21 protein-coding genes are annotated in these 23,214 nt (G+C 64.7%); 8 read left to right on the top strand and 13 right to left on the bottom strand.

Annotated elements, in window-relative coordinates; genetic code table 11:
- Positions 1-81 precede the first annotated feature (81 nt).
- Together N0B28_RS05555 and N0B28_RS05550 are read right to left on the bottom strand one after the other, a co-directional pair.
- Positions 82-639: a hypothetical protein gene (locus N0B28_RS05555; protein WP_054915068.1), complete on the bottom strand. Its 558-nt coding sequence runs from the start codon at positions 637-639 to the stop codon at positions 82-84.
- A 17-nt stretch (positions 640-656) separates the two neighbouring features.
- Positions 657-1,427: a sulfite exporter TauE/SafE family protein gene (locus N0B28_RS05550; RefSeq protein ID WP_043860657.1), complete on the bottom strand. Its 771-nt coding sequence runs from the start codon at positions 1,425-1,427 to the stop codon at positions 657-659.
- 124 nt (positions 1,428-1,551) lie between these two features.
- Here N0B28_RS05550 and N0B28_RS05545 point away from each other — a divergent pair, with 124 nt between their 5' ends.
- The 7 genes from N0B28_RS05545 to N0B28_RS05515 all read left to right on the top strand — a co-directional run bounded on the left by N0B28_RS05545 (position 1,552) and on the right by N0B28_RS05515 (position 10,835).
- On the top strand, positions 1,552-2,433 hold the full coding sequence (locus tag N0B28_RS05545) for a LysR substrate-binding domain-containing protein (RefSeq protein ID WP_058541449.1): 882 nt from the start codon (positions 1,552-1,554) through the stop codon (positions 2,431-2,433).
- A gap of 113 nt (positions 2,434-2,546) precedes the next feature.
- The gene (gene xseA / locus N0B28_RS05540) at positions 2,547-3,926 is read left to right on the top strand and encodes an exodeoxyribonuclease VII large subunit (protein WP_054915069.1); all 1,380 of its coding nucleotides are present in this window, start codon (positions 2,547-2,549) and stop codon (positions 3,924-3,926) included.
- 3 nt (positions 3,927-3,929) lie between these two features.
- Positions 3,930-4,754 (top strand): M23 family metallopeptidase, encoded by an 825-nt coding sequence (locus tag N0B28_RS05535; protein ID WP_116052986.1) that lies wholly within the window; start codon positions 3,930-3,932, stop codon positions 4,752-4,754.
- A 310-nt stretch (positions 4,755-5,064) separates the two neighbouring features.
- Positions 5,065-6,738, top strand: a complete 1,674-nt coding sequence (leuA, locus tag N0B28_RS05530; RefSeq protein ID WP_043860402.1) for a 2-isopropylmalate synthase — start codon at positions 5,065-5,067, stop codon at positions 6,736-6,738.
- Positions 6,739-6,884: 146 nt separating this feature from the next.
- The gene (locus N0B28_RS05525; protein ID WP_043860401.1) at positions 6,885-8,024 is read left to right on the top strand and encodes a hypothetical protein; all 1,140 of its coding nucleotides are present in this window, start codon (positions 6,885-6,887) and stop codon (positions 8,022-8,024) included.
- A complete protein-coding gene (locus N0B28_RS05520) occupies positions 8,024-9,460 on the top strand; it encodes a DUF6384 family protein (RefSeq protein ID WP_116052983.1) in 1,437 nt (478 codons plus the stop codon). The genes N0B28_RS05525 and N0B28_RS05520 overlap by 1 nt, the downstream gene beginning before the upstream one ends.
- 4 nt (positions 9,461-9,464) lie before the next feature.
- Positions 9,465-10,835, top strand: coding sequence for a hypothetical protein (locus N0B28_RS05515; protein WP_275730782.1), 1,371 nt, complete (start codon positions 9,465-9,467; stop codon positions 10,833-10,835).
- Between the two features lie 42 nt (positions 10,836-10,877).
- Here N0B28_RS05515 and N0B28_RS05510 read toward each other — a convergent pair whose 3' ends face one another.
- The 5 genes from N0B28_RS05510 to zwf form a co-directional block, all read right to left on the bottom strand.
- Positions 10,878-11,612 (bottom strand): monalysin family beta-barrel pore-forming toxin, encoded by a 735-nt coding sequence (locus N0B28_RS05510; protein ID WP_275730781.1) that lies wholly within the window; start codon positions 11,610-11,612, stop codon positions 10,878-10,880.
- Between the two features lie 10 nt (positions 11,613-11,622).
- Entirely contained in the window at positions 11,623-12,357 is a 735-nt protein-coding gene (locus N0B28_RS05505; RefSeq protein WP_157811420.1) for a monalysin family beta-barrel pore-forming toxin, read from the bottom strand.
- Between the two features lie 176 nt (positions 12,358-12,533).
- On the bottom strand, positions 12,534-13,208 hold the full coding sequence (locus tag N0B28_RS05500; RefSeq protein ID WP_043860397.1) for a bifunctional 4-hydroxy-2-oxoglutarate aldolase/2-dehydro-3-deoxy-phosphogluconate aldolase: 675 nt from the start codon (positions 13,206-13,208) through the stop codon (positions 12,534-12,536).
- A gap of 17 nt (positions 13,209-13,225) precedes the next feature.
- Positions 13,226-13,939 (bottom strand): 6-phosphogluconolactonase, encoded by a 714-nt coding sequence (gene pgl / locus N0B28_RS05495; RefSeq protein WP_275730776.1) that lies wholly within the window; start codon positions 13,937-13,939, stop codon positions 13,226-13,228.
- The gene (zwf, locus tag N0B28_RS05490) at positions 13,926-15,392 is read right to left on the bottom strand and encodes a glucose-6-phosphate dehydrogenase (protein WP_275730774.1); all 1,467 of its coding nucleotides are present in this window, start codon (positions 15,390-15,392) and stop codon (positions 13,926-13,928) included. Before zwf ends, pgl begins: the two co-directional genes overlap by 14 nt.
- Positions 15,393-15,606: 214 nt before the next feature.
- Here zwf and hexR point away from each other — a divergent pair, with 214 nt between their 5' ends.
- Positions 15,607-16,467: a DNA-binding transcriptional regulator HexR gene (hexR, locus tag N0B28_RS05485; protein ID WP_173925072.1), complete on the top strand. Its 861-nt coding sequence runs from the start codon at positions 15,607-15,609 to the stop codon at positions 16,465-16,467.
- Here the strand turns inward: hexR and N0B28_RS05480 are convergent.
- The 6 genes from N0B28_RS05480 to N0B28_RS05455 all read right to left on the bottom strand — a co-directional run bounded on the left by N0B28_RS05480 (position 16,460) and on the right by N0B28_RS05455 (position 23,126).
- Positions 16,460-17,314 carry a D-hexose-6-phosphate mutarotase gene (locus tag N0B28_RS05480; RefSeq protein ID WP_275730772.1) on the bottom strand — a complete coding sequence of 285 codons (855 nt, stop codon included), beginning with the start codon at positions 17,312-17,314 and terminating at the stop codon, positions 16,460-16,462. The two genes, hexR and N0B28_RS05480, sit on opposite strands and share 8 nt — an antisense overlap.
- Positions 17,315-17,425: 111 nt before the next feature.
- Positions 17,426-18,772, bottom strand: coding sequence for a carbohydrate porin (locus N0B28_RS05475; protein WP_043860392.1), 1,347 nt, complete (start codon positions 18,770-18,772; stop codon positions 17,426-17,428).
- Positions 18,773-18,825: 53 nt separating this feature from the next.
- The gene (locus N0B28_RS05470) at positions 18,826-19,986 is read right to left on the bottom strand and encodes an ABC transporter ATP-binding protein (RefSeq protein WP_210015350.1); all 1,161 of its coding nucleotides are present in this window, start codon (positions 19,984-19,986) and stop codon (positions 18,826-18,828) included.
- Between the two features lie 3 nt (positions 19,987-19,989).
- The gene (locus N0B28_RS05465; protein ID WP_058541442.1) at positions 19,990-20,835 is read right to left on the bottom strand and encodes a carbohydrate ABC transporter permease; all 846 of its coding nucleotides are present in this window, start codon (positions 20,833-20,835) and stop codon (positions 19,990-19,992) included.
- Entirely contained in the window at positions 20,828-21,736 is a 909-nt protein-coding gene (locus tag N0B28_RS05460; RefSeq protein WP_043860389.1) for a sugar ABC transporter permease, read from the bottom strand. The genes N0B28_RS05465 and N0B28_RS05460 overlap by 8 nt, the downstream gene beginning before the upstream one ends.
- Before the next feature lie 127 nt (positions 21,737-21,863).
- Positions 21,864-23,126: an ABC transporter substrate-binding protein gene (locus tag N0B28_RS05455; RefSeq protein WP_054915078.1), complete on the bottom strand. Its 1,263-nt coding sequence runs from the start codon at positions 23,124-23,126 to the stop codon at positions 21,864-21,866.
- Positions 23,127-23,214 lie beyond the last annotated feature (88 nt).

Raw genomic sequence — 23,214 nt, 5'->3', positions numbered from 1 at the left:
GGGGGCTCCCGGGCGGGAAAATGGAAGCGCGCCATTATACTCATGCGCGCCGTGTGACTCAATGTAAAGATGGGCCTTCGGTCAGTTGTCTTGCAGCTTTACCTGCACCACTGCCACCGGCTGGTCGAGCCAGTCGGCAAAGGCATCGATGAAAGACGGCTTGAAACCGGCCTCGCCCCAGTTGTTGAAGATGAACCCCAGGTTGGAAAAGGCACAGGGCTGCAGGTAAAGGAAGCCGTTGATGTCGTCTTCATGGCCGCAGCGCGGGCAGGTGAAGTTGTCGCTGATGCCGGGCATCCACTCTTCCAGGCTGGCGAACAGCTCCACCCCCACTTCCCGGCGGCACTCGGCGCAGCCGGCTTCTTCGAGAAAGCCTTCGGTAGGTGTATAGATGCAGCGCTTGTAGATGACTTCCAGGCCATTGACGGGCTGGCCGTACGGTAGCAACTGCGGCCGCTCGACCACCTTGCGCGCACCCTCGGCGATGGCATAGCCCATGCGGTTGCCGGTGCGCCCGCAGGTGCTGAGCTGTTCCTCGATCACCTTTTCGCGTACCAGCCAGCGCAGGATCGCGCGGGCGCGCGGCTCGTGCACCGGCACGGTGGAGATCTTGGGGACGATGATGCTCTGGAATGTCATGAAGGCGGCCGAACAGGTTAAAGGTGCCAGTTTACCTCACTCAGGTAGCGCGCGATCAGCGCGATGCCGCTGGCCAGCACCAGCCAGGTGACCAGCCGCACGAAGGTTTCTCGGGACATCTTCAGGGTCAGCCGGCGCCCCACCCACAGGCCGGCGAACATCATCGGCAGCAGGCACAGGGCAAGCAGCAGCAACGGCAGGTCGGCGTATACCCCGGCAATCAGGAACAGGCTCAGGCGCACCACGGTGCTGCAACTGATCAGCGCGCTCTGGGTCGCGCGCACCTGCTCCTTGGCGTCGAGCCGGGCATTGAGGTAGATGGCATAGAGGAAGCCGCCGCTGCCGAACAGCGCACCGAACAGGCCGCCGGTGATACCCATCGGCACCGACCAGCCGGCATTCAGGCGCGCCGGCTTGACCTTCACCGCCAGGCTGTAGAGCGCATAGGCGCTGATGAACAGGCCCATCAGCAACAGCAGCAGGTCGGACTTGAGGTTGAGCAGGAACACCACGCCCAGGGTGCAGCCGATGGCCATGCACGGCAGCAGGCGCAGCAGTTCGCCTCGCACCACGGCCTTGCGCGCCGGCAGCCAGTTGCCGAAGGCAGCGACGAAGTCCAGCAGCACCAGCAACGGGATGATGCGCGACAGCGGCATGAAGTTGATCAGGACCGGCCCGGCGACCAGCGCGGTGCCGAAGCCGGCGATGCCGAACACGATGTAGGCGACGCCGATGCCAAGCAGTATCGGCAGCCATTGGAGCGCAGTGAAAGGGAGCGAGTCGAGCAGTGTGGAGAGCATGGTGTATGCCTGAGTCGTGAGTGAGGCAGCGTTCAGACGAACTTTAGCCATTGGCCAGCCATGCCGACTAATATGCAATTGCGCCATCAGCCATCTCGAAAAGGCATCCCTCATGATCTCCACCCGACAATTACGCTACTTCGTCGAGATTGCCGAGTCCGGCAGTTTCAGTGCTGCCGCCGAGCGCCTGTTCGTCGCGCAGTCGGCGCTGAGCCGGCAGATAAAGGAGCTGGAGAGTCAGCTGGCCACCCCGCTGTTCGAACGCACCGCCCGCCAGCCGCGCCTGACCGCAGCGGGCCTGGCGTTTCTGCCGCGGGCCCGCAACCTGCTGGGCGAGCTGGAAAAGGCCTGCCGCCTGGCCACCGAAATCGGTCAGGGCCTGCGCGGCAGCCTGCGCCTGAGCCATTCGAGCACGGTGCCGCTGACCGGCGCGCTGCTGGATCGGCTCACGGGCTACCTGCAGCACAACCCCGGCGTGTCGATGGACATCGCGCAGCTGTCTTCCGAGGCGCAACTGGAGGAACTGGCCGAAGGTCGCCTGGAGTTCGGCCTGCTGCGCCTGCCGGTGCTGCGCCAGCACGAAGGGCTGTGCGTGCAGCCGCTGTTCGACGAACCGCTGCTGCTGGCGGTGGCCGCAGACCACCCGCTGGCCGATGAGCCCAGCGTGTACCTGGCGCAGTTACGCGACGAGGCGTTCATTTCCATCCCGCACCGCCAGCGCGGTGGCTTGAGCTACCTGTCGGCCGAGCTGTGCATGCGTGAAGGGTTCTTCCCTCGGGCTGCGCGGGTGGTGTCGCGCAAGACCACGCAGTTGCAGTTGATCCAGGCCGGGTTCGGGGTGGCCTTGCTGCCACGGTGCATGCGCGATATTGCGCCGGCGGCGCTGCGCTTCGTGCCGCTGGCCGACGCGGGGTGCGTGAGTACGGTGGCGCTGGCCTATCGACGCGATGCCGGGCCGTTGGTGCATCAGTTTGTGGAGCACATGCAGGGCTGAGCCGGCAACGTCGTCTCCTGCAAGAGACCGCGCATGACCTGTAGGAGCCGGCAAGCAGCGCCGCCACCTGCCGGGACTGCAAAGACCGCGCGATTCCCTTTATGATGCCCCGCATGATCAAAGACCCTTTCGAAAGACTCGGCCTGGACCGCGAGGTCCTTACCGTCAGCCAGCTCAACGGCCGCGCCCGCGTGCTGCTCGAGGACGTGTTCAGCAACATCTGGGTCGAGGGCGAAATCTCCAACCTCGCCCGGCCCGCCTCCGGCCACGTCTACTTCACCCTCAAGGACAGCGGCGCCCAGGTGCGCTGTGCACTGTTTCGCAACAACGCCGCCCGCGTGCGCCAGGCATTGCGCGACGGCCTGGCGGTCAAGGTGCGTGGCAAGGTCTCGCTGTTCGAGGGGCGCGGCGACTATCAGCTGATCCTCGACACCGTCGAACCGGCCGGTGACGGCGCCCTGCGCCTGGCCTTCGACGCGCTCAAGGAAAAGCTCGGCAACGAGGGCCTGTTCAGCAGTGAACGCAAGCGCGCCCTGCCCGCCCACCCGCAGCGTATCGGCATCGTCAGCTCGCCCACTGGCGCGGTGATCCGCGACATCATCAGCGTGTTCCGCCGCCGCGCCCCGCAGGTGGAGCTGACCCTGATACCCACCGCCGTGCAGGGCCGCGAAGCCATCAACCAGATCGTGCGGGCCCTGCAACGCGCCGATGCGCAAGGCTTCGACGCGCTGATCCTGGCCCGTGGCGGCGGCTCGCTGGAAGACCTCTGGTGCTTCAACGAAGAAGCCGTGGCCCGTGCCATCGCTGCCTGCGTCACGCCCATCGTCAGCGCCGTGGGGCATGAAACCGACGTGTCGATCAGCGACTTCGTCGCCGACGTGCGCGCCCCCACCCCTTCGGCCGCCGCCGAACTGCTGGCCCCCGACAGCAGCGACCTGGGCCGACGCCTGGAAAGCCTGCAACGCCGCCTGCTGCTGCGCATCCAGAACCGCCTGGCCCATGACCGGCTGCGCCTGGACAGCCTGGCGCGGCGTCTGCGCCACCCCGGCGAACGCCTGCGCCAGCAGGCCCAGCGCCTCGACGACCTGGACATGCGCCTGCGCCGCGCCTTCGAGCAGCGCCTGAACCAGCGCCGCGAACGCCTGGCACGCCTGGATACCCGCTTGGCCGCGCAGCACCCCGGGCGTGCCCTGGCGCTGCTCAAGCAACGCCTGGACAACCTCGCCGAGCGCCTGCCGCGAGCCATGCGCCAGACCCTCGCCACCCGCCGCCAGCACCTGCAGGTGCAGGTGCAGACACTGCAGGTGGTCAGCCCGCTGGCCACCCTCAGCCGTGGCTACAGCATTCTGCTCGACGAGCGCGGCCAGGCCATCCGCAGCGCCGCGCAGACCCGCAACGGCCAGCGCCTGACCGCCCGCCTGGGCGAAGGCGAGCTGCAGGTGCGGGTCGAAGACAACCACCTGACCCCGGTCACGCTCTCTCTACTGGACTGACTCATGCCCCGACTGTTTGCCCCGCTGCTCGTCCTCTGCCTGGCCTTCGCCGGCACCGCCCAGGCCAGCTACATCACCCGCCAGTTGAACAAGCCGGTGCCCGGCGGCGTCGCGGTGGTCGACCTCGGCCCCGCCGCCCAGGCCCCTCAGGCACGCTTCGACGGCAAGCCGGTGCTGGTGGTACGCGAGCAGGACACCTGGCTGGCCATTGTCGGCCTGCCGCTGACCCAGAAGCCCGGCACCGCCAGCCTGACCCAGGGCGAGCGCACCCTGAGCTTCACGGTCGCCAGCAAGAAGTACCCCGAGCAGCGCATCACTCTGAAGAACCAGCGCCAGGTCAACCCCAACCCGGCCGACCTCAAGCGCATCGACGCCGAACTGGCCGAGCAGCTCAAGGCCTACCGCAGCTTCAGCCCCAACCTGCCGAGCAACCTGCTCCTCGACAAGCCGGTCAACGGCCCGCTGTCGAGCAAGTTCGGCGTGCGTCGCTTCTTCAACGGCGAGGAACGCAACCCGCATGCCGGCCTGGACTTCGCCGTGCCCGCCGGTACCCCGATCAAGACCCCGGCCAACGGCAAGGTGATCCTGATCGGCAACTACTTCTTCAACGGCAACACCGTGTTCGTCGACCACGGCCAGGGCTTCATCAGCATGTTCTGCCATATGTCGAAGATCGACGTGAAACCCGGCCAGCAACTGAGCCGTGGCGCCATCGTCGGACGGGTGGGCTCCACTGGCCGCGCCACCGGGCCGCACATGCACTGGAACGTCAGCCTGAACGACGCACGGGTCGATCCGGCGATCTTCATCGGGGCCTTCCAGCCTTGATCAGCGTCTTGCGCCAATCAAAAAGACCGCGCAACTGGCGCGGTCTTTTTGATTGTTCGGCGCTATAAAATCACGACATTCTTCAGTTTTTAAGCATTCCTCTCAATTTTTTTGCAGTGCTTGCCATCGTTCACCCCACTGGTTAGGGTTGAACCCATGAAAACCACGCACACCCTCATCCTGCTTCGCCAACATCGCAGCCTTTGCCTGGTCAGTGCCCGACTACCAAGCTGAATCGCGTCGCCTCGCCCATTCATCACTTGTACGTTCGGCGGGCCCCTTTCAAGGCCGCACAATAAGGATTGCTTTCATGACCATGCTCAAAGACCCTTCGAAAAAATACCGTGCCTTCGCTCAGGTAAACCTGCCTGACCGCACCTGGCCCTCGAAGACCATCACAGCCGCGCCGATCTGGTGCAGCTCGGACCTTCGCGACGGCAACCAGTCGCTGATCGAGCCGATGGATGCGGTCAAGAAGCTGCGCTTCTGGAAGACCCTGGTCAGCGTGGGCGTGAAAGAAATCGAGGCCTCCTTCCCATCGGCCTCGCAAACCGACTTCGACTTCGTGCGCACCCTGATCGAAGACGGCCACATCCCGGACGACACCACCATCCAGGTGCTGACCCAGGCCCGTGAAGACCTGATCGCACGTACCTTCGAATCGCTGCGCGGGGCCAAGAAGGCCATCGTGCACCTGTACAACGCCACCTGCCCGGCATTCCGCCGCATTGTCTTCAACCAGGACAAGCAGGGCGTCAAGGACATCGCGGTGAACGCGGCCAAGCTGTTCGTCAAGTACGCCGCCCAGCAGCCGGAAACCCACTGGACGTTCCAGTACTCGCCAGAGACCTTCAGCGCTACCGAACTGGAGTTCGCCAAGGAAGTCTGCGACGCGGTGATCGAGGTGTGGAACCCGACCCCCGAACACAAGGTGATCCTCAACCTGCCAGCCACCGTGGAAGTTTCCACCCCGAACATCTATGCCGACCAGATCGAGTGGTTCGGGCGCAACGTGTCGCGCCGTGACAGCGTGATCATCAGCCTGCACACCCACAACGACCGTGGCACCGGCGTGGCTGCCACCGAGCTGGGCCTGATGGCCGGCGCCGACCGTGTCGAAGGCTGCCTGTTCGGCAACGGCGAGCGTACCGGCAACGTCGACCTGGTGACTCTGGCGCTGAACCTCTACACCCAGGGCGTGGACCCGGAGCTGGACTTTTCCGACATCGACGGCGTGCGCAAGGTGGTCGAAGAGTGCAACCAGATCCCGGTGCACCCGCGTCATCCGTATGTGGGCGACCTGGTGCACACCGCGTTCTCCGGCTCGCACCAGGATGCGATCCGCAAAGGCTTCACCCAGCAGAAAGAAGACACCCTGTGGGAAGTACCGTACCTGCCGATCGACCCGGCCGACATCGGCCGCAGCTACGAGGCGGTGATCCGCGTCAACAGCCAGTCGGGCAAGGGTGGCATCACCTACCTGCTCGAACAGGAATACGGCATCAGCCTGCCGCGTCGCATGCAGATCGAGTTCAGCCAGGTGGTACAGGGCGAGACCGACCGCCTGGGCCTGGAAATGACCGCCCAGCAGATCTACAAGCTGTTGCAGAGCGAGTACCTGCAAGCCAACGCCCCGTATGCGCTGGTCAGCCATCGCCTGCAGGAAGAGAACGGCCACAGCGCCGTGGAAGTGGAAGTGGCCGGTGAAGGCGAAACCACCCTGCACTGGCGCGGCAAGGGCAACGGCGCCCTCGAGGCCCTGGTGGCCGGCCTGCCGGTAGCCGTGGAAATCATGGACTACAACGAGCACGCCATCGGTGCCGGCACCCACGCCAAGGCGGCGGCCTACATCGAACTGCGCGTGGCTGGCGGTCGTCCGGTGCACGGTGTGGGTATCGATGAAAACATCACCACCGCCAGCTTCAAGGCGCTGTTCAGCGCACTGAACCGCTCGCTGAGCCAGCAGGCTGCTAAGGCGGCGTAAACGCCAACTGACCCGCTGCTGCATGCAATGCCCGCCTCTGATACGGAGGCGGGCATTTTTTTTGGTTGTGCGAAAGCCTGCGGGGCGCTGGCGTGCTCGGTATACTGCCGGCCTCATTATTTTTGCCACACCTGTAAGGACACTCAATGAGCCACTACCTGGAACGGGCACTCACCAGCCTGCGCACCATCGGCATCAACTTCATCCAGCCCGTTCAGGATGCCCCGGTTCTGGTACTGCTGGACCGCGTGGCCCACTACGACACCACCAAGGTCACCTCCATCGCCACCGTGCTGCAGCAGGCCACCAGCTTCAACAGCATGGTGCGCGAGCAGATCGAAGGCATGGACATCTCCACGCGCTTCATGGACATCACGCAGAGCTTCACCTCCATCCGCGAGGACGCCGCCGCCATGGCCGGCTGGATGGATGACGGGCGCCTGGACGCGATGGAAAAGATCAAGCTGACCTGGATGAACGTGCGTCGCGGCTCCATCCCCAGCCGCTTTGCCGACATCCGCGAAAACTACCTGAAGGTGTGCAAGTCGGCCAACGACCAGATCGCCCGCGAGAGCGTGATCCTGGAGTCGTACATGGACTTTCGCATGGCCATGAAAGCTGCCGAGGTGGAAGCCCAGCAGGTGCTGGCCATCGCTGGCGAGGCCCTGCAGCAGCGCACCCTGGCCCTGAACGAGGCCAACGCCCGGGTCGCCGACGCCGAAAGCGCCGAGCCCGCCGCACGCGCCGCGCTGGAACTGGGCCGTGATGAAGCCGTGCGCGCCCTGCAGGACGAAGACAAGCGCTACCAGATCATCAAGGACATCGCCGATGACCTGAAGGTCGGCTACAACACCGCCGAAATGGTCTTTGCACGCATCAATCAGGTGCACGTGATCAAGGAGCGTCAATACCAGCGCATGGTGTCGTTCTTTTCCACCAACGAAGTGGTACTCACCGGGCTTGCCGTGTCGTTCACCGCCAACAGCGGCCTGGCCGAAGCCACCCACACCCTCAATGCCACCACCGACGGCATCAGCCAGGGCCTGGAGTCGCTGGGCAGCACCGGCAACCAGCAGCTCGAAGCCGCGGTCAAGGCCAGCTACGGCTCGACCATCAAGGTCGACTCGGTGCGCGCCCTGGCTGACGCCACGCTGTCGTTCCAGACCGACATGAAGCAGATGGCCGACACCTACCGCGCAGAGTCGAGCAACGCCGCCCGGGATATCGCCGAAGCCGTCGAAGAGGCCAAGCGCAAGTTCGCCGCCCTGCTGACCAAGGCCGCCTGATGAGCAGTGTTCCTCTGTCCGAACAGCTGGGCGCGATGGCGGTGGTCGACCAACTGCGCCATCAGCAGATGCAGGTGCAGGAGCACCTGAACCTGCCGCAGCGCCGCGCTGAAGTCGCCGAGCGTATCCGCACCTACTACCAGGCCCAGGGCATCGCCTATGACGATGCACTGATCGAACAGGGTGTGCGGGCGTTCTTCGCCCGGCGCCTGGCCTTCGAGGCGCCCGAACAGACCGCACTGCAACGCCTGACCACGCGCCTGCTGCTCAACCGCAGGAAGCTCATGCGCATCCTGCAACTGATCGTCGTCGCGCTGCTGGCCGTACAGTGCACCCGGGTGGTGAACGACACCGCCAAGACCTCCAAGGTGCAGGACAACGTCCGTACGGCCGAGTATCGCAGCAGCGATCTGAGCGCCGACCTTGCGCAGCACCAGTCGCGCTTCGATGCGCTGCAGCAAGCCGTCGCGCAACAGCCCGAGCCCGCGGTCACGCGCCTGCTGGGGCCGCTTGCCGAGCGGCTGACGCAGGTTCAGACACTGCTGACGCACCGACCGTGGCCGCAACTGATCGACAGCGACAACCGCGACAGCGTGCAGCAGGACCTCGATACCTACGAACGCAACACCCAGTCGGCGCGCGCGCAACTGAGGCAGGCCGACAAGGGCCTGAACGACGTCCAGGCCATTATCGATGCCCGCAGCCGCCTGCAGGCCGTACTGCACAACCCGGCGTTCACCGCAGGCGCCAAGCGTTTCGGGGTGATGGCGCAGCAGGCCCGGGTGGCCGACCAGGCCATCGGCAACGCCGACACCCAGGGCATCGAGGTGGTCGACCGTGAAGTCGGTGAGCTCGAAAGCCAGCTCGATCGCATTCAGCAAGTCCAGCCGCTGATCCGGCGCCTGGACGAAATCGAGCAGCAGTTGCCCGCCCTGCGCCTGCCGCCGAACGACCTGCGGGTGGTGCGTGCCCAGGCCGCCCAGGTCGACAAGGCCATCGACGCCCTGCAGGCACGCCAGGCCAGCGACCACCTGTCGACGCTTGACAGCCTGCTGGTGTTCGCCCGTCAGGCACTGGAGCTGCGGGTGGTGGACCGCTACGGCATCAAGTCGGGGGTCGAGCGCTGCTATGACCAGGCGCTGTGCAACCAGGGCGGTGACTCCCTGCAGGGCAAGAGCTGGTACCTGGTGGTCGAGGCCGTGGACGCCGCCGGCAACCCGATCAGCGTGCCGGTCACCAGTTCGGAAACCGGCGAATCGCGCTGGGCGTCCTACTTTGGTGTGCGGGTCAGCCAGGCCGAGTACCTCAAGGTCAAGGAAGACAAACTCAGCGACGGCCACATCGACGACCTCGCCATGGGCAGCAAGCCTGCCAACATGCTGAGCCTGAAATTCAACCAACGTGTCGCCAAACCCGACATGATCCTGGACTGGTGATGACATGAGACCCAGCAAGCTCATCGGTATCGTCGCCGACAATGCACGCAGTTTCGAGCACGTGCTGCGCGACGCAGAACAACAACTGGCCAGTGCCACCGAGCGCCAGATGGCGCTCGAACAGGACATCCTGACCCGCCTGCGCAGCATCGCGACCCTGCAGCTGGAGCACGCCCCGTCGCTGCAGGACGAGGTGGTTCAGGCCCTGCACGAACGCCAGCTGGCCCAGGGGCAGTTGCGCCAGCAACTGCTGGAGGTCGAGCAGCAGATCGCCCAGTCGCTGGAGGCGACCGCGCAGGTACAGGAGCGCCTCGACGACCTCGACCGCCAGGCCCGCGACCAACTGGCCCAGGACCCGACCTACACGGCGCAGATGCACCAGCTGGAACAGGCCATCGCCGCCAACCTCGAAACCGTCACCGGGTATGCCGACATTCGCCAGGAGTGTGCCGACAAGCTGCCGATGTTCGGCCGCAACCCGATCTACCACTTCCTGCGTGATCGCGATTTCGGCACCGAACAGTATCGGTTGGGCCGCATCAGCCGCTGGCTCGATGGCTGGCTGGCCAGGCAGGTCGACTACAGCGGCAACCGCAGCAACGAGCTGAACCTGCTCAACATGCAGCAGCGCAACGAGGCACTGCAGCTCGAACGCGACGCGCACATTGCCGCGCTGGAGCAAAGCACCGGCCAGCAACTGGCCGACGCCCAGCAGCAGGCAGGCATCGAGCCGCTGCGCGAAGCGCACAAGGCGTTGTACAAGCAGACCGTGGCCAGCAAGCAGCAGGCCAACGACATTCACGCGCAACTGACCGCATTCACCCACAACCAGGACCCGCACTACCTGCGTGCCCGCCAGTGGCTCACCGACCAGTTGCAGGCCAAGAGCATCGAGCAACTGCTCGAGCAGGTGAAGAAGACCCCCGATACCGCAGACGACCAGATCGCCTTGCAGCTGCAGCGGCTGTACCCGCAGGTCGACGGCGTGGAACGGGCACTGGCCGAGGCGCGCCAGACCCATGGCCTGGCCCAGCAGTCCTATGACCGGGCCAAGGAGCTGGAGCGCGCGCTGCGCACCGACTTCTTCCGTGACGACGGCTATCAGTACAAGGCAACGCTGGGCATCGAACGTCTGCTGTCGGACTACATGACCCGCGATGTCACCCTGGGCTATCTGGTCGGGACCATCCGCGAACACCGCGAACTGGTGCCGCGCGTCGCCGTCGAGCGCAGCTCGTACAGCAGTAGCAGCTCGGGGTCGAGCTGGAGCAGCTCCAGTTCCAGCAGTTCGAGCAGCAGCTCCAGCAGCAGTGGCGGCTTCTCCAGCTCCGACAGCAGCGGGGGCGGCGGCTTCAGGACCTCGGACAGCTTCTGATGGCATGCCCGCTGGCCTGCCGACGCAGGCCAGCGCGGCGCATCACCCGCGCGGGTAGCGCTCGTTCACGCTGAAATCGAAGCGCCAGCAGCCCGCGTTTTTCCGGGAACTGTAGTGCTCGAACAACACCTTTTTCTGCAGTTCGTCCCAGCCGAGCGGATCCACCGAGGCCTCCTCCAGCACCGTGACCAGCGTGTCGGTGGCAACCGACGACAGGTAGATCAGGTCTTCGCGCATCACCTGCGCGTTGGCATCGAGAATCGGCAGCACCTTGTTGTGCTCGAAGTAGTAATCGATCTCCGACGCGCCCATCACACAATGTGCGTACAGGATGTGCACCTGATAGGCATAGAACACCCCGGGGCCGACCAGCTTGCGGGTGTGCTTCTGGGTGGTGGAGTCGTTCCAGCTTTGCTCAGCCTGGAACGATACCCGGACCTCTGAACTCACCCCCACGCCCTTGAATTCCAGCTGCACGCCACCGGACACTTCGGTGGTACGGCTGAAGCTTCGGGTAAAGCCATGGGTGACCTCGAAGGTGCGTTCATCCTCGCCGTTGCTCGGTACCTGGACGGTGCCGACATGCTCCACGTAAGCGGCGACCGGCACCGAATACATGTCCCACCAGCGCTTGCCGTCGAACATCTGGCCGAACTCGGTGGCATCCTTTATCCAGCAGGCCTGGCGTACCTTGTCACCGCCAAAGAGGTACTTGTCGATGTGGTAGCTCCCGCGCTGTGCGGGGGAGTCGGCGCCAAACACGTTGTCTTCACTCATGACGGTTCCCTCAGTACTTGTAGTGAATCTTCTGGCTTGCGGAAAAATCGAACGACCAGGCGCCGGCATTGCATTCAACCTCGTAACCTTCGGTCAGCACCTTGCGCTGCAGGGCATCCCAGGCAATCGGAGGGGTGGCCGCGGCATCGGCCACCGCCACATACACGGCCGTGCTGATGGCCGACAGGAAGTACAGGTCGGTACGCCCCTGCGTGGCCAGCGTCTTGCTGGTGCGAAACGCCTTGCTCAGCTGTCCGGCCGAGGTCGCGCAATGGGCATACACCAGGTTCATCTGATAGATGGCGAACACCCCGCTGCCGGGCAGCAGCAGCGTCAGGCGGTTGTCGTTCGGCGCCCCCCAGGCGATGTCGTCGACAAAGCCGGTGTGCAGGCTGGAGAGGATATTGACCCGCTCGATGGCCGACGACACCGAATAGGGCGCGTCCACTTCACGGATGAACTGCTTGCTGTGGCCCTGGGCAAAGGTGATGGCATGGCGCTGGTTGCTCAGGCCGTTGAGCCGCAGGGTATCCACCGCTGACAGGTAGGCGAACACCGGTCGGGTGTAGGTGGCCCAGGCACTGGAGCCAATGCGGATATCGCCGTAGACGGTCTTGCCGTTGACCCAGCAGCCGGGTGCCAGGCGCTTGCCGCCGATCAGGTGGCGCTCGAGCGAATAGGACCCGGTCTTGACCGCGTAGCCGCTGAGTCGCGGGTTTGTAGCGTGTTCGATTTCGTCGTCCAAGGTATGCACTCCCTGCAGAAAACCCATGAGTTTTCGATACTAGGGAGGCCGCGACAGGCTCGGCAGCGGGACGTGCTTCCTGGATGGGCAGCGGCCTTGCCGGTCAATGGCGCCGGCAAAAAAAAAGGTGCGCCGACCAAGCGCACCTCAAAGCCGTACAGCACACAACGAATTCTCTAGTCCAGCAACGCCAGCGCCTGGGCACTGCACGCCTGCACGCGTGCCCACTCGCCGTTCTTGATCCAGCTGCTGTCGAGCATCCAGGTTCCGCCCACGCACATCACATTGGCCAGGGCCATGTACTGCTTGACGTTGCCCGGGTTGACCCCGCCGGTGGGGCAGAAACGCACCTCGCCGAACGGCCCGCCGAATGCCTTGATGGCCGCCGCCCCGCCGCTGATCTCGGCCGGGAACAGCTTGAAGCGCCGATAGCCCAGCGCGTAGCCCATCATGATCTCCGAGGCGCTGCTGATGCCCGGCAACAGTGGCAACGGGCTCTCGACCCCCGCCTCCAGGATGTCCTGGGTGCACCCCGGCGTGACCACGAACTGCGCACCGGCCTGTTCCACCGCCGCCAGCATGCTGCGGTCGAGCACCGTACCTGCACCGACGCACAGCTCCGGGCGCTGTTCGCGCAGCAGGCGGATGGCGGTCAGGCCGTGTTCGGAACGCAGCGTCACCTCGAGCGTCTTCAGCCCCCCGGCCGCCAGCGCATCGGCCAGCGGCAGGATGTCCTGCTCGCGGGCGATGGTGATCACCGGCAGAATGCGCGCCTGGCCGCAGATGCGGTCGATCAGGGCAATCTTGTCGGCCATGGAAATGCCCGGCTGTGAAGGTTCAAGGGTTGTCATAACGGCGTGTCCTTGGTTCATGGGCACCAGTAGATTTCCAGGGGGTCTTGAAGAAAGGCGCGAATCGGCATCTGCGCCGGGTCGTCACCGCCCAGCGCGGCGCGCAGGGTAGCGAGTTTGCCTGGCCCTTGCACCGACAACAGTGTCGCACCTGCACCGGCCAGCACACACCGGGTCAGGGTCAGGCGCTGATGCGGCACGCTCGGCGCGAGCATCGGCAGTACCCGGCGCTGGCTCTGGGCCTGCAGGCCCTCGGCCAGGTTGGGGCTGCCCGGAAACAGCGAGGCGGTGTGACCGTCATCGCCCATGCCCAGCACCAGCACATCGATCGGCGGCAGCTGGGCAAGCGCCTGGTCCGCCTGCTCGGCAGCGGCTTCGAGGCTCGCGGCGGGACGGTACAGGCCGACGAACCGCGCCTTGGCCGCCTCGCCCTGCAACAGGTGCTGCGCCACCAGGCCGGCATTGCTGTCGGCATGTTCCACCGGCACCCAGCGCTCGTCCGCCAGGCTGACCACCACCCTGGACCAGTCCAGCGGCTGCCTGGCCAGGCGCTGGAAGAACGCCACCGGGCTGCGCCCGCCCGACACCACCAGGGTGGCCTGGCCGTTTTCGTCCATCGCCGTGCGCAACCGCTGCGCCACATCCACAGCCAGGCCCTCGGCCAGGCGCGCCGCATCGGCAAATTCATGTGCCGTCACGCTCGCCGGCAGTTGCAGTTCAGATATCGCCATACCATGCCCTCCCATCGCGGGTAATCAGTGCTATCGAGCTCATCGGCCCCCAGGTGCCCGCCGCATACGGTTTGGGCGCATCACCGGCGTGTTTCCAGCCGGCGATCAACTGGTCGCACCATTTCCACGCATATTCGATTTCGTCCTTGCGTACAAACAGGTTCTGGTTGCCGCGCATCACTTCCAGCAGCAGGCGCTCGTAGGCATCCGGAATGCGTGCGCTGTGCCAGGTATCGGAAAAATTCAGCTGCAACGGGCCGCTGCGCAGTTGCATGCCCTTGTCCAGGCCTTGCTCCTTGGTCATCACCCGCAACGAAATGCCTTCGTCCGGCTGCAGGCGGATGATCAGCTTGTTGCCGATCTGCAAACGTTGTTCCGCCGCGAAGATGTAGTGCTGCGGCTCCTTGAAATGGATGACGATCTGCGACAGTTTCTGCGGCATGCGCTTGCCGGTGCGCAGGTAGAACGGCACCCCGGCCCAGCGCCAGTTGCGGATATCGGCACGCAGCGCGACGAAGGTTTCGGTGTCGCTCTGGGTATTGGAGTTGTCTTCCTCGAGGTAGCCGGGCACAGCCCGCCCCTCGCTGTAGCCCGCTATGTACTGGCCACGCACCACCTGGGTGCTCAGGCCCTCGCCGCTGATCGGTGCCAGTGCCTTGAGCACCTTGACCTTCTCGTCGCGAATGCTGTCGGCCGAGAGGTCGCTGGGCGGGTCCATGGCGATCAGGCACAGCAACTGCAGCAGGTGGTTCTGGATCATGTCGCGCAGTTGCCCGGCCTTGTCGAAGTAGCCCCAGCGGCCCTCGATGCCGACCTTCTCGGCCACGGTGATTTCCACGTGGGAGATGGAGTTCTGGTTCCACTGGGTTTCGAACAGGCTGTTGGCAAAGCGCAGGGCAATGAGGTTCTGCACCGTCTCCTTGCCCAGGTAATGGTCGATGCGATACACGCGGTTTTCGGGGAAGTACTGCGCCACCGCGTCATTGACCCTGCGCGACGACTCCAGGTCATGGCCGATGGGCTTTTCCAGCACCACGCGGGTGCGCTCGCTCAGGCCGACCTTGTCGAGGTTCTCGCAGATGCCGCCGTACACCGCCGCGGCGGTGGCGAAATAGGCGATCAGTGGCGCGTCGGGTTGTACCTGTTCGAGCAGCGCCGGGTAGTCCTGAGCCTGAAGAAAATCCACATGCAGGTAGCTCAGGCGCGCCATGAAGCGCTGCAGGGCCAGGGCCTCGATATCGCTGCCCACGTGCTTGTGCAGGTGCGCCTCGATCGTCGCCAGGTGCTCCTGGGGTCTGCCGGCTTCGCGGGCCAGTGCCAGCACGCGGGTCTGCTCATTCAGCAGGCCCGCGCGATCGAGCTGGTACAGCGCCGGGAACAGCTTGCGCAACGCCAGGTCGCCGAGGGCGCCGAACAGGGCAAAGGTGCAGGGTTCAACGGTGATCGAAGCCATGATGTTGGTTCTTTTATCAAGTTGACGTAGAAATACCGGTTTCAATCGCAGTTTTCAAGGACTAATGTAGTAAAACTAACAACATATTGCCGTGTATACAGAATCAAGTGGTGCGCCAACCGTGCCATCAGTACGATAGGCCACCGCGTAAAAAGCCGTCTGCCCGTGGCAGCCGGCGGCCTCCCCGACCCAAGGACATACCCCCATGGACCGCGTGCGAAACCTCCTGGAGCAGATCCAGGGCCGCCTCGACGAGCTGAACAAGGCTGAGCGCAAAGTCGCCGAAGTCATCCTGGCCAACCCGCAGCAAGCCACCCGCTTCAGCATCGCGGCGCTGGCCCAGGCAGCCAAGGTCAGCGAACCCACCGTCAACCGCTTCTGCCGTTCGTTCGGCGTCAGCGGCTACCCCGAGCTCAAGCTGCAACTGGCGCAGAGCCTGGCCAGCGGCGCCGCCTATGTCAGCCGTGCGGTAGAAGCCGACGACGACCCTGCATCCTATACCCAGAAGATCTTCGGCAGCGCCATCGCCTCGCTCGACAGTGCCTGCCAGCAGCTCGACCCGCAACTGGTCAGCCGCGCCGTCGACATGCTGATCCAGGCGCGTCAGATCCACTTCTTCGGCCTGGGCGCCTCGGCCCCGGTGGCACTGGACGCACAGCACAAGTTCTTCCGCTTCAACCTCGCCGTGTCGGCGCATGCCGACGTGCTGATGCAGCGCATGCTGGCCTCGGTGGCCCATACCGGCGAGCTGTTCGTGATCATCTCCTACACCGGGCGCACCCGCGAACTGGTCGAAGTGGCGCGCCTGGCGCGGGAAAACGGCGCCTCGGTGCTCGGCCTCACCGCTGCCGACTCGCCACTGGCCAAGGCCAGCAGCCTGAGCCTGAACATCCCGCTGCCTGAAGACACCGACATCTACATGCCGATGACCTCGCGCATCATCCAGCTGACCGTGCTCGACGTGCTGGCCACCGGCATGACCCTGCGCCGTGGCGTGGACTTCCAGCCGCACCTGCGCAAGATCAAGGAAAGCCTCAACGCCAGCCGCTACCCGATCGACGACGAACTCAATTGAGCGAATGCGCCTGCAACTGCAGGTGCGCCCGCTCCCCCGGCGCCAGGCTGAGGCTGTCGCTGCTGCCACTGGCGGCCTCGACGCAGATGAAGCCCTGGGTCTCGCTGCCGCTCACGCCCATCAGCGGCCGGCTGCCTGGATGCCACACCACGGTGTCGTCGCTGTCGCCGGTATCGATGCACAGCTGACGCTGCCAGGCCGGGTCGTTGACCTGCAGGGTCGCAGCATTCTGGAACACCCGCTGACAGCCGCCCTGCACTTTCAAGGCGCCCTTCTGCTGGCATGCCTGACGCCTCAGATGATCGTACCCCCTCGCATTCTCTAACCCAGATAGCGCTATCTCGGAAACGTCACTAATACGCCAGTAGGCCAGCAGAGCATGACTCAACTGGCACGGCAGGCTGTCCTGGTGCTCGGTGCTCAGTTGCAACTGCATGCGCTGGCCCAGGTTGGCCACCAGGTCGACCTGCCAGTCGCACAGTTGCAGGCGCCACGTGAGGGTCACACCCTCGTCGCTTTCGCTGCTGTCGATCAGTTTCCAGTCGAGCAGGCGCCCCCAGCCGTGGGCCGGCCACATGTCTTCACTGGGGTGACGGCCGTACCAGGGCCAGCACACCGGCACACCGCCACGAATGGCGCCGACCTGCGGCCACTGCGCCGCGCACCACAGCCACGGGCGTTCGCCACGGGGCTGGAAGTGCAGCAGTTGCGCGCCCTGGCGACTGAACACCGCCTGGCACTGGGGGTGATCGATGATCAGCACGTCGCGCTGCTGGTAACGCTCCCACTCGAAGGTCGGTCGCGGCCGCTGCGAGGTGAAGAAGCGTTGAAGCGGGTGCTCGGACATGTTTCGGGACTCTTGTTGTTAGGGGGGCCTGTTCGCCGGCAACGCCAGCTCCTACAGAAGTCGACCTTGCCGGCGAAACGCCGAATTGGCGTAAATTTACAACATATCCCCTCAGAACGACGACTGAATCTTCAGCCCGGCGACGACCGCGTTGTCCACCTCGCTCACCCCGCCCGGATGACGGATGTACTGAAGGTTGGGGCGCACGGTCAGCCAGTTGGTCACGTGCACGCCGTAGTACAGCTCGGCGTTGTACTCGGTGCGCTGGATCGGCACGAAGCCCATGTCGTTGTAGTCATCGATACCGCTGACCCCATTGAGCTGCTGCGCACGCTTCTTCACGTCATCGTTGACATGAATGCGCGCCACGCCGAAGCCGATGTCGTCCTTGGGCCGCGAATCGAAGGCGCCCTTGTACACCATGCCCACCTGCTGGTAGTTGTCGACCACGTTGGTGGCCTTGTCGTGCACGGTAAAGTTGGCGAACAGGCTCAGGCCGCGATTGGCATCGCCGTTGTGCGCAGTAACCTGCTGCTGCGCCACCACCCACCAGCCATGCTTGCTCGAATGCGACTTGGGGTCTGCGCCAGTCAGGCCCTGGGGTTGGCCATTGACGTCCTCATAGATGTCATCGGCCTTGGCAGTGCTGTAGTAGTAACCCAGGCGGTACTCGCCGGGCAGGCCGTTGACCCTGGGGGCCCACACCAGCTCCACCGGCAGGATCATGCCCTTGGTGCCGCTGCCGCTGAGCTTGAAGCCATTGCCCGTCTCAAGGTTCGAAGGGTTCTGCTCGAACACCCCGACCTGGGCGAAGAACTCCGGCGTGAGGTTGTACTTGGCGCGCAACGCCCACTGGCTGACCGGCCAGTTGTACCAGATGCTGCCCACCCAGTTGCCCACCTGCGAGCCGCAGAAGGCCAGGTTCTGGAAATCGCAGGGGAAGCTGTTGAACTCCTCGCCCGGGCCGAAGCGCCCCGCCTTGAGGTCGAGCTTGCCGTCGAAGTAGGTCTGCTTGACCCACATCTGGGTCAGGCGCCAGGTCTGCCCGCGGCCCCACACCTCCTGCACCGAGCTGAACTGCCCGGCCCGAGGGTCGCTGATGCGGTCGTTGGACAGGTTGCGCCCGCTGCGCTCGGTGATCGCCAGCTTGAACTCGGCGTCGTGCCAACCCAGGATCTTCTCCAGGTCCATCTTCACACCCAGGGCGAACTGGTCGCTGTAGCGAGCCGTCTTGTCGTTGTTGTAGCCACCCTTCAGGTTGCCGGCAACCTCGCCCACGTAATCCAGCGAAAAATCGTAGCCCTTGTCCAGCAACTCGGTGCGTGTGCCGCCCCAGTCGCCGCTCATCCACTTCGACTCCGGGTCGAAGGCGCCGGCAGCGTGCGCCCCGCAACTGACCCCGAAGGCCGCCAGCAGGGTCATGCAGCCCCGCGGCAAAACACGTTTGAAATGATCCATCCCCTGTGTCCTCGTCTTATTGTTTTCGATGGTGTCCATGCTTTACAACGAATTCAGCGGCCCCTGAATTGGGCAATGTTGTCGGTGCCGACCGTATCGAGCGGTGCACGCCCGCGCCCCAGCCGTTCGCCCGTTTCTGCATCGAACAGCAGCACCCGCGCAGGATCGAACTGCAAGCTCAGGCTTTCGCCGACCTGCGGCGCGAACTCCGGTGCCAGTCGGCAGCACACCTTGGTCTGGTTGAGGGTCACGAACACCAGGGTGTCCGGCCCGGTCGGCTCGGTGACCTGCACCTGGGCGCGAATGCTCGGCAGGCCATTGCCTTCGACCCCCGCCAGGCTGATCTGCTCCGGGCGAATGCCCAGGATCACCTCGCGCGCCTCCAGCCCCGCCTCGCCGGTGCCCAGCGGCAGCTCGCAGCGCCCCTGGCCGCTGTCGAGCAGGGCCAGCAGGCGACCCTCCTGGCGTTGCAGGCGCAAGGGTATGAAGTTCATCGGCGGCGAGCCGATGAAACTCGCCACGAACAGGTTGGCCGGGTCGTTGTAGATCTGCTGCGGGGTGCCGAACTGCTGGATCAGCCCATCCTTCATCACCGCCACCTTGTCGCCCAGGGTCATGGCCTCGATCTGGTCGTGGGTCACGTACACCGTGGTGGTCTTCAGGCGCTGGTGCATCAGCTTGATCTCGGTGCGCATCTCCACCCGCAGCTTGGCGTCGAGGTTGGACAGCGGCTCGTCGAACAGGTAGATCCTGGGCCGGCGTGCCAGCGCCCGGCCCATGGCCACGCGCTGCTGCTGCCCACCGGACAGCTGGCCGGGCTTGCGCCCCAGCAGGTGCTCGATCTGCAGCAGCTTGGCCACCCGCGCCACCTCCTCGTCGATGGCCGCCGGGGTCATCTTGCGAATCTTCAGGCCGAAGGCGATGTTGTCGCGCACGTTCATGGTCGGGTACAGCGCATACGACTGGAACACCATGGCGATGTCGCGATCCTTGGGGCTCATGCCACTGATGTCGGCGTCGTCCACCAGAATCGCCCCGCCGCTGATCTGCTCCAGCCCCGCGATGCAGTTCATGAGGGTGGATTTGCCGCAGCCCGAGGGGCCCACCAGGATCAGGAACTCGCCCGAGCCGATCTTCAGTTCGATGTTCTTCAGCGTGTCCGGCAGGCCGCTGCCGTAGGTCTTGTTGACGTTGCGCAATTCAAGCGTTGCCATGTTCTACCCCTTGACCGCGCCGGCGGTGAGCCCACGCAGGAAATACTTGCCAGCCAGCACATAGACCAACAGGGTCGGTAACCCGGCGATCATCGCCGCCGCCATGTCGACGTTGTATTCCTTGGCCCCGGTGCTGGTGTTGACCAGGTTGTTGAGGGCCACGGTGATCGGTTGCGCGTCGCCACTGGCGAACACCACGCCGAACAGAAAGTCGTTCCAGATCTGGGTGAACTGCCAGATCAGGCACACCATGATGATCGGGATCGACATGGGCAGCAGGATGCGCCCGAAGATGGTGAAGAACCCCGCGCCATCCAGCCGCGCCGCCTGCACCAGGGCCTGGGGCACGCTGGTGTAGTAGTTGCGGAAAAACAGCGTGGTGAAGGCCAGGCCGTACACGATGTGCACCAGCACCAGGCCGGTGGTGGTACTGGCCAGGCCCAGCTTGCCGAGGGTGAACGAGGCCGGCAGCAGCACCGTCTGGAACGGCAGGAAGCAGCCGAACAGCAGCAGCCCGAAGAACAGCTGCGAGCCACGGAAGCGCCACATCGACAGCACGTAGCCGTTGAGCGCCCCCACCAGGGTGGAGATCAGCACCGCCGGCACGGTGATCTTCACCGAGTTCCAGAAATACCCGCCCACCGCGTCCCAGGCCTTGACCCAGCCGATGCCGGTGATCACCTCGGGCCAGCTCAGCAGGTTGCCGGTGCGGATGTCGTCGGGGCTCTTGAAGCTGGTCAGCAGCATCACGATCAGCGGCACCAGGTACACCAGGCAGGCCGCGATCAGGGTGGCGTAGATCGCCAGGCGGCTCAGGCTCGGTCGACGAGCAGCAAGTGAACTACTCATGGCGCTTGCTCCTGAGTTCCGAATACAGGTACGGCACCAGGATCGCCAGGATCGCACCCAGCATCAGGATCGCGCTGGCCGAGCCCATGCCCATCTGGCCGCGGCTGAAGGTGAACGAATACATGAACATCGCCGGCAGGTCCGAAGCGTAGCCCGGGCCACCGGCGGTCATTGCCGCCACCAGGTCGAAGCTCTTGATCGCGATGTGCGCCAGAATCATCAATGCACTGAAGAACACCGGGCGCAGGCTGGGCAGCACGATGCGCAGGTAGATGGTCGGCAGGCTCGCGCCATCGACCTGGGCGGCGCGGATGATCGACGGGTCGACCCCGCGCAGCCCGGCCAGAAACAGCGCCATGACGAACCCCGAGGCCTGCCACACGGCAGCAATCACCAGGCAGTACACCACGCGGTCGGGGTCGACCAGCCAGTCCAGGCGAAAGCCTTCCCAGCCCCAGTCGCGCAGCATCTTGTCCAGGCCAAGGCCGGGGTTGAGCAGCCATTTCCAGGCGGTGCCGGTGACGATCATCGACAGCGCCATGGGGTACAGGTAGACGGTGCGGATAAAGCCTTCGCGGCGGATACGCTGGTCGAGCAGCACCGCCAGCAGCACGCCGACCACCAGGCTGATGCCGATGAACATGCCGCCGAACAACAGCAGGTTCTTGCTGGCGACCCACCAGCGGTCGTTGTCCATCAGGCGGGCGTACTGGGCCAGGCCCACCCACTTGTAGCTGGGCATGAAGCTTGAATTGGTGAACGACAGGACGAAGGTCCACAGGATATAGCCGTAGAAGCCCACCAGCACGATCAGCATGCTCGGCGCCAGTACCAGTCGGGGCAGCCAGCGTTGCAATGCATCGAGGGGTGAGGCCTTGTTGAGGACGGCGATAGTGCTCATCGGAAGGTTCTCGGTTGGAGGTGCGGTGCTGCGCACCGCTTCGCCGGCAAGGCCGGCTCCTACACAGGCAGCGGCGCGGCTCCTGTAGGAGCCGGCCTTGCCGGCGAAGGGGCCCGCGCCTACACCATCATTTAGCCGACTTGATCGCCGAATCCAGCTGCTTGACCGCCTTGGCCGGGTCGGCCTTCGGGTCATTGAGGAAGTTGGTCACCACATCGAAGATGGCGCCCTGCACCGCCAGGCTGGTGGCCATGTTGTGCGCCATGCTCGGTTGCAGGCCATCGCCCTGCTCGGCCGCCTTGAAGTCCGCGGCGGACTTTTGCGTGCAGGCATCGAACGGGCCCATGTCCATGTCCTGGCGTACCGGCAGCGACCCCTTGTTCTGGTTGAACACGGTCTGGAACGCCGGCTCCAGCGCCACCTTGGCCAGGTCGTTCTGGGCCTTGATGTCGTTCTCGTCCTTGAGCCTGAACATCACCAGCGAGTCGATGTTGTAGGCAAAGCTGCCCTGGGTACCGGGGAACGCTACGCACTCGTAGTCCTTGCCGGCGATCTTGCCCGCAGCGGTCCATTCGCTCTTGGCCCAGTCGCCCATGATCTGCATGCCGGCCTTGCCGTTGATGACCTCGGCGGCCGCAACGTTCCAGTCACGCCCGGCACGGTTGGGGTCCATGTAGGTGCCCAGGCGCTGCAAGGTGCTGAACGCCTCGATCATCTGCGCACCGGTCAGGGTCTTTTCATCCAGCTCGACAAAGGCGGCGTGGTAGCCCTTGGGCCCGAGAATGCTCAGCACCACGTCCTCGAACACGGTACTGTCCTGCCACGGCTGGCCGCCGTGGGCCAGGGGCACGAAGCCGGCAGCCTTGAGCTTGTCGGCGGCGGCGAACAGTTCGTCCAGGGTGGTCGGCACCTTGGCCCCGGCCTTGGCGAACACCTGCGGGTTGATCCACAGCCAGTTGACCCGGTGGATGTTCACCGGCACGGCCACGTAATGACCGTCGTACTTCATGATGTCGGCAACCTTTCTGGGCAGCAGCGCGTCCCAGTCGTTGGCCTTGGCCACATCGTCCAGGTTGGTCAGCAGGCCCAGCGCGCCCCAGTCCTGGATGTCCGGGCCCTTGACCTGGGCAGCGGCTGGCGGGTTGCCGGCCACCGCGCGGCTCTTGAGCACGGTCATGGCGGCCGCGCCGCCGCCCCCGGCCACGGCGTTGTCCTTCCACACAAAGCCGTCCTGTTCGATCTGCTTGCGCAGCGTGTCCACGGCCGCCTTCTCGCCACCGGACGTCCACCAGTGGGTCACCTCGACCGTGCCGGGTTCGGCAGCCAGGGCGCTCAATGGCAACAGGGAAGCAAGGGAAACAACGGCGGCGAGGCGATTGATCGCATTCATCAAGGGAAACCTTTCTTGTTGTTATGCCGGTGCAAGTCATGCTGCTTGCGCGTGAATCGAAGTCTAGCCACCCCCTGGGGCGGCAGAA

Origin of the sequence: Pseudomonas sp. SD17-1 (assembly GCF_029201585.1) — a bacterium.
GTDB classification, from domain to species: Bacteria; Pseudomonadota; Gammaproteobacteria; order Pseudomonadales; family Pseudomonadaceae; genus Aquipseudomonas; species Aquipseudomonas palmensis.
This window is presented reverse-complemented; position numbering and strand designations above follow the sequence as displayed.

Bases quoted from the DNA above. Each gene is read 5' to 3' on its own strand.
- N0B28_RS05480 (WP_275730772.1), bottom strand. From the start codon at position 17,314: ATGTCCGAGCACCCGCTTCAACGCTTCTTCACCTCGCAGCGGCCGCGA.
- N0B28_RS05535 (WP_116052986.1), top strand. From the start codon at position 3,930: ATGCCCCGACTGTTTGCCCCGCTGCTCGTCCTCTGCCTGGCCTTCGCC.
- N0B28_RS05520 (WP_116052983.1), top strand. From the start codon at position 8,024: ATGAGCAGTGTTCCTCTGTCCGAACAGCTGGGCGCGATGGCGGTGGTC.
- xseA (WP_054915069.1), top strand. From the start codon at position 2,547: ATGATCAAAGACCCTTTCGAAAGACTCGGCCTGGACCGCGAGGTCCTT.
- N0B28_RS05465 (WP_058541442.1), bottom strand. From the start codon at position 20,835: ATGAGTAGTTCACTTGCTGCTCGTCGACCGAGCCTGAGCCGCCTGGCG.
- N0B28_RS05515 (WP_275730782.1), top strand. From the start codon at position 9,465: ATGAGACCCAGCAAGCTCATCGGTATCGTCGCCGACAATGCACGCAGT.
- N0B28_RS05500 (WP_043860397.1), bottom strand. From the start codon at position 13,208: ATGACAACCCTTGAACCTTCACAGCCGGGCATTTCCATGGCCGACAAG.
- N0B28_RS05525 (WP_043860401.1), top strand. From the start codon at position 6,885: ATGAGCCACTACCTGGAACGGGCACTCACCAGCCTGCGCACCATCGGC.
- N0B28_RS05545 (WP_058541449.1), top strand. From the start codon at position 1,552: ATGATCTCCACCCGACAATTACGCTACTTCGTCGAGATTGCCGAGTCC.
- N0B28_RS05470 (WP_210015350.1), bottom strand. From the start codon at position 19,986: ATGGCAACGCTTGAATTGCGCAACGTCAACAAGACCTACGGCAGCGGC.
- N0B28_RS05455 (WP_054915078.1), bottom strand. From the start codon at position 23,126: ATGAATGCGATCAATCGCCTCGCCGCCGTTGTTTCCCTTGCTTCCCTG.
- zwf (WP_275730774.1), bottom strand. From the start codon at position 15,392: ATGGCTTCGATCACCGTTGAACCCTGCACCTTTGCCCTGTTCGGCGCC.
- N0B28_RS05555 (WP_054915068.1), bottom strand. From the start codon at position 639: ATGACATTCCAGAGCATCATCGTCCCCAAGATCTCCACCGTGCCGGTG.
- N0B28_RS05510 (WP_275730781.1), bottom strand. From the start codon at position 11,612: ATGAGTGAAGACAACGTGTTTGGCGCCGACTCCCCCGCACAGCGCGGG.
- N0B28_RS05475 (WP_043860392.1), bottom strand. From the start codon at position 18,772: ATGGATCATTTCAAACGTGTTTTGCCGCGGGGCTGCATGACCCTGCTG.
- leuA (WP_043860402.1), top strand. From the start codon at position 5,065: ATGACCATGCTCAAAGACCCTTCGAAAAAATACCGTGCCTTCGCTCAG.
- pgl (WP_275730776.1), bottom strand. From the start codon at position 13,939: ATGGCGATATCTGAACTGCAACTGCCGGCGAGCGTGACGGCACATGAA.
- N0B28_RS05460 (WP_043860389.1), bottom strand. From the start codon at position 21,736: ATGAGCACTATCGCCGTCCTCAACAAGGCCTCACCCCTCGATGCATTG.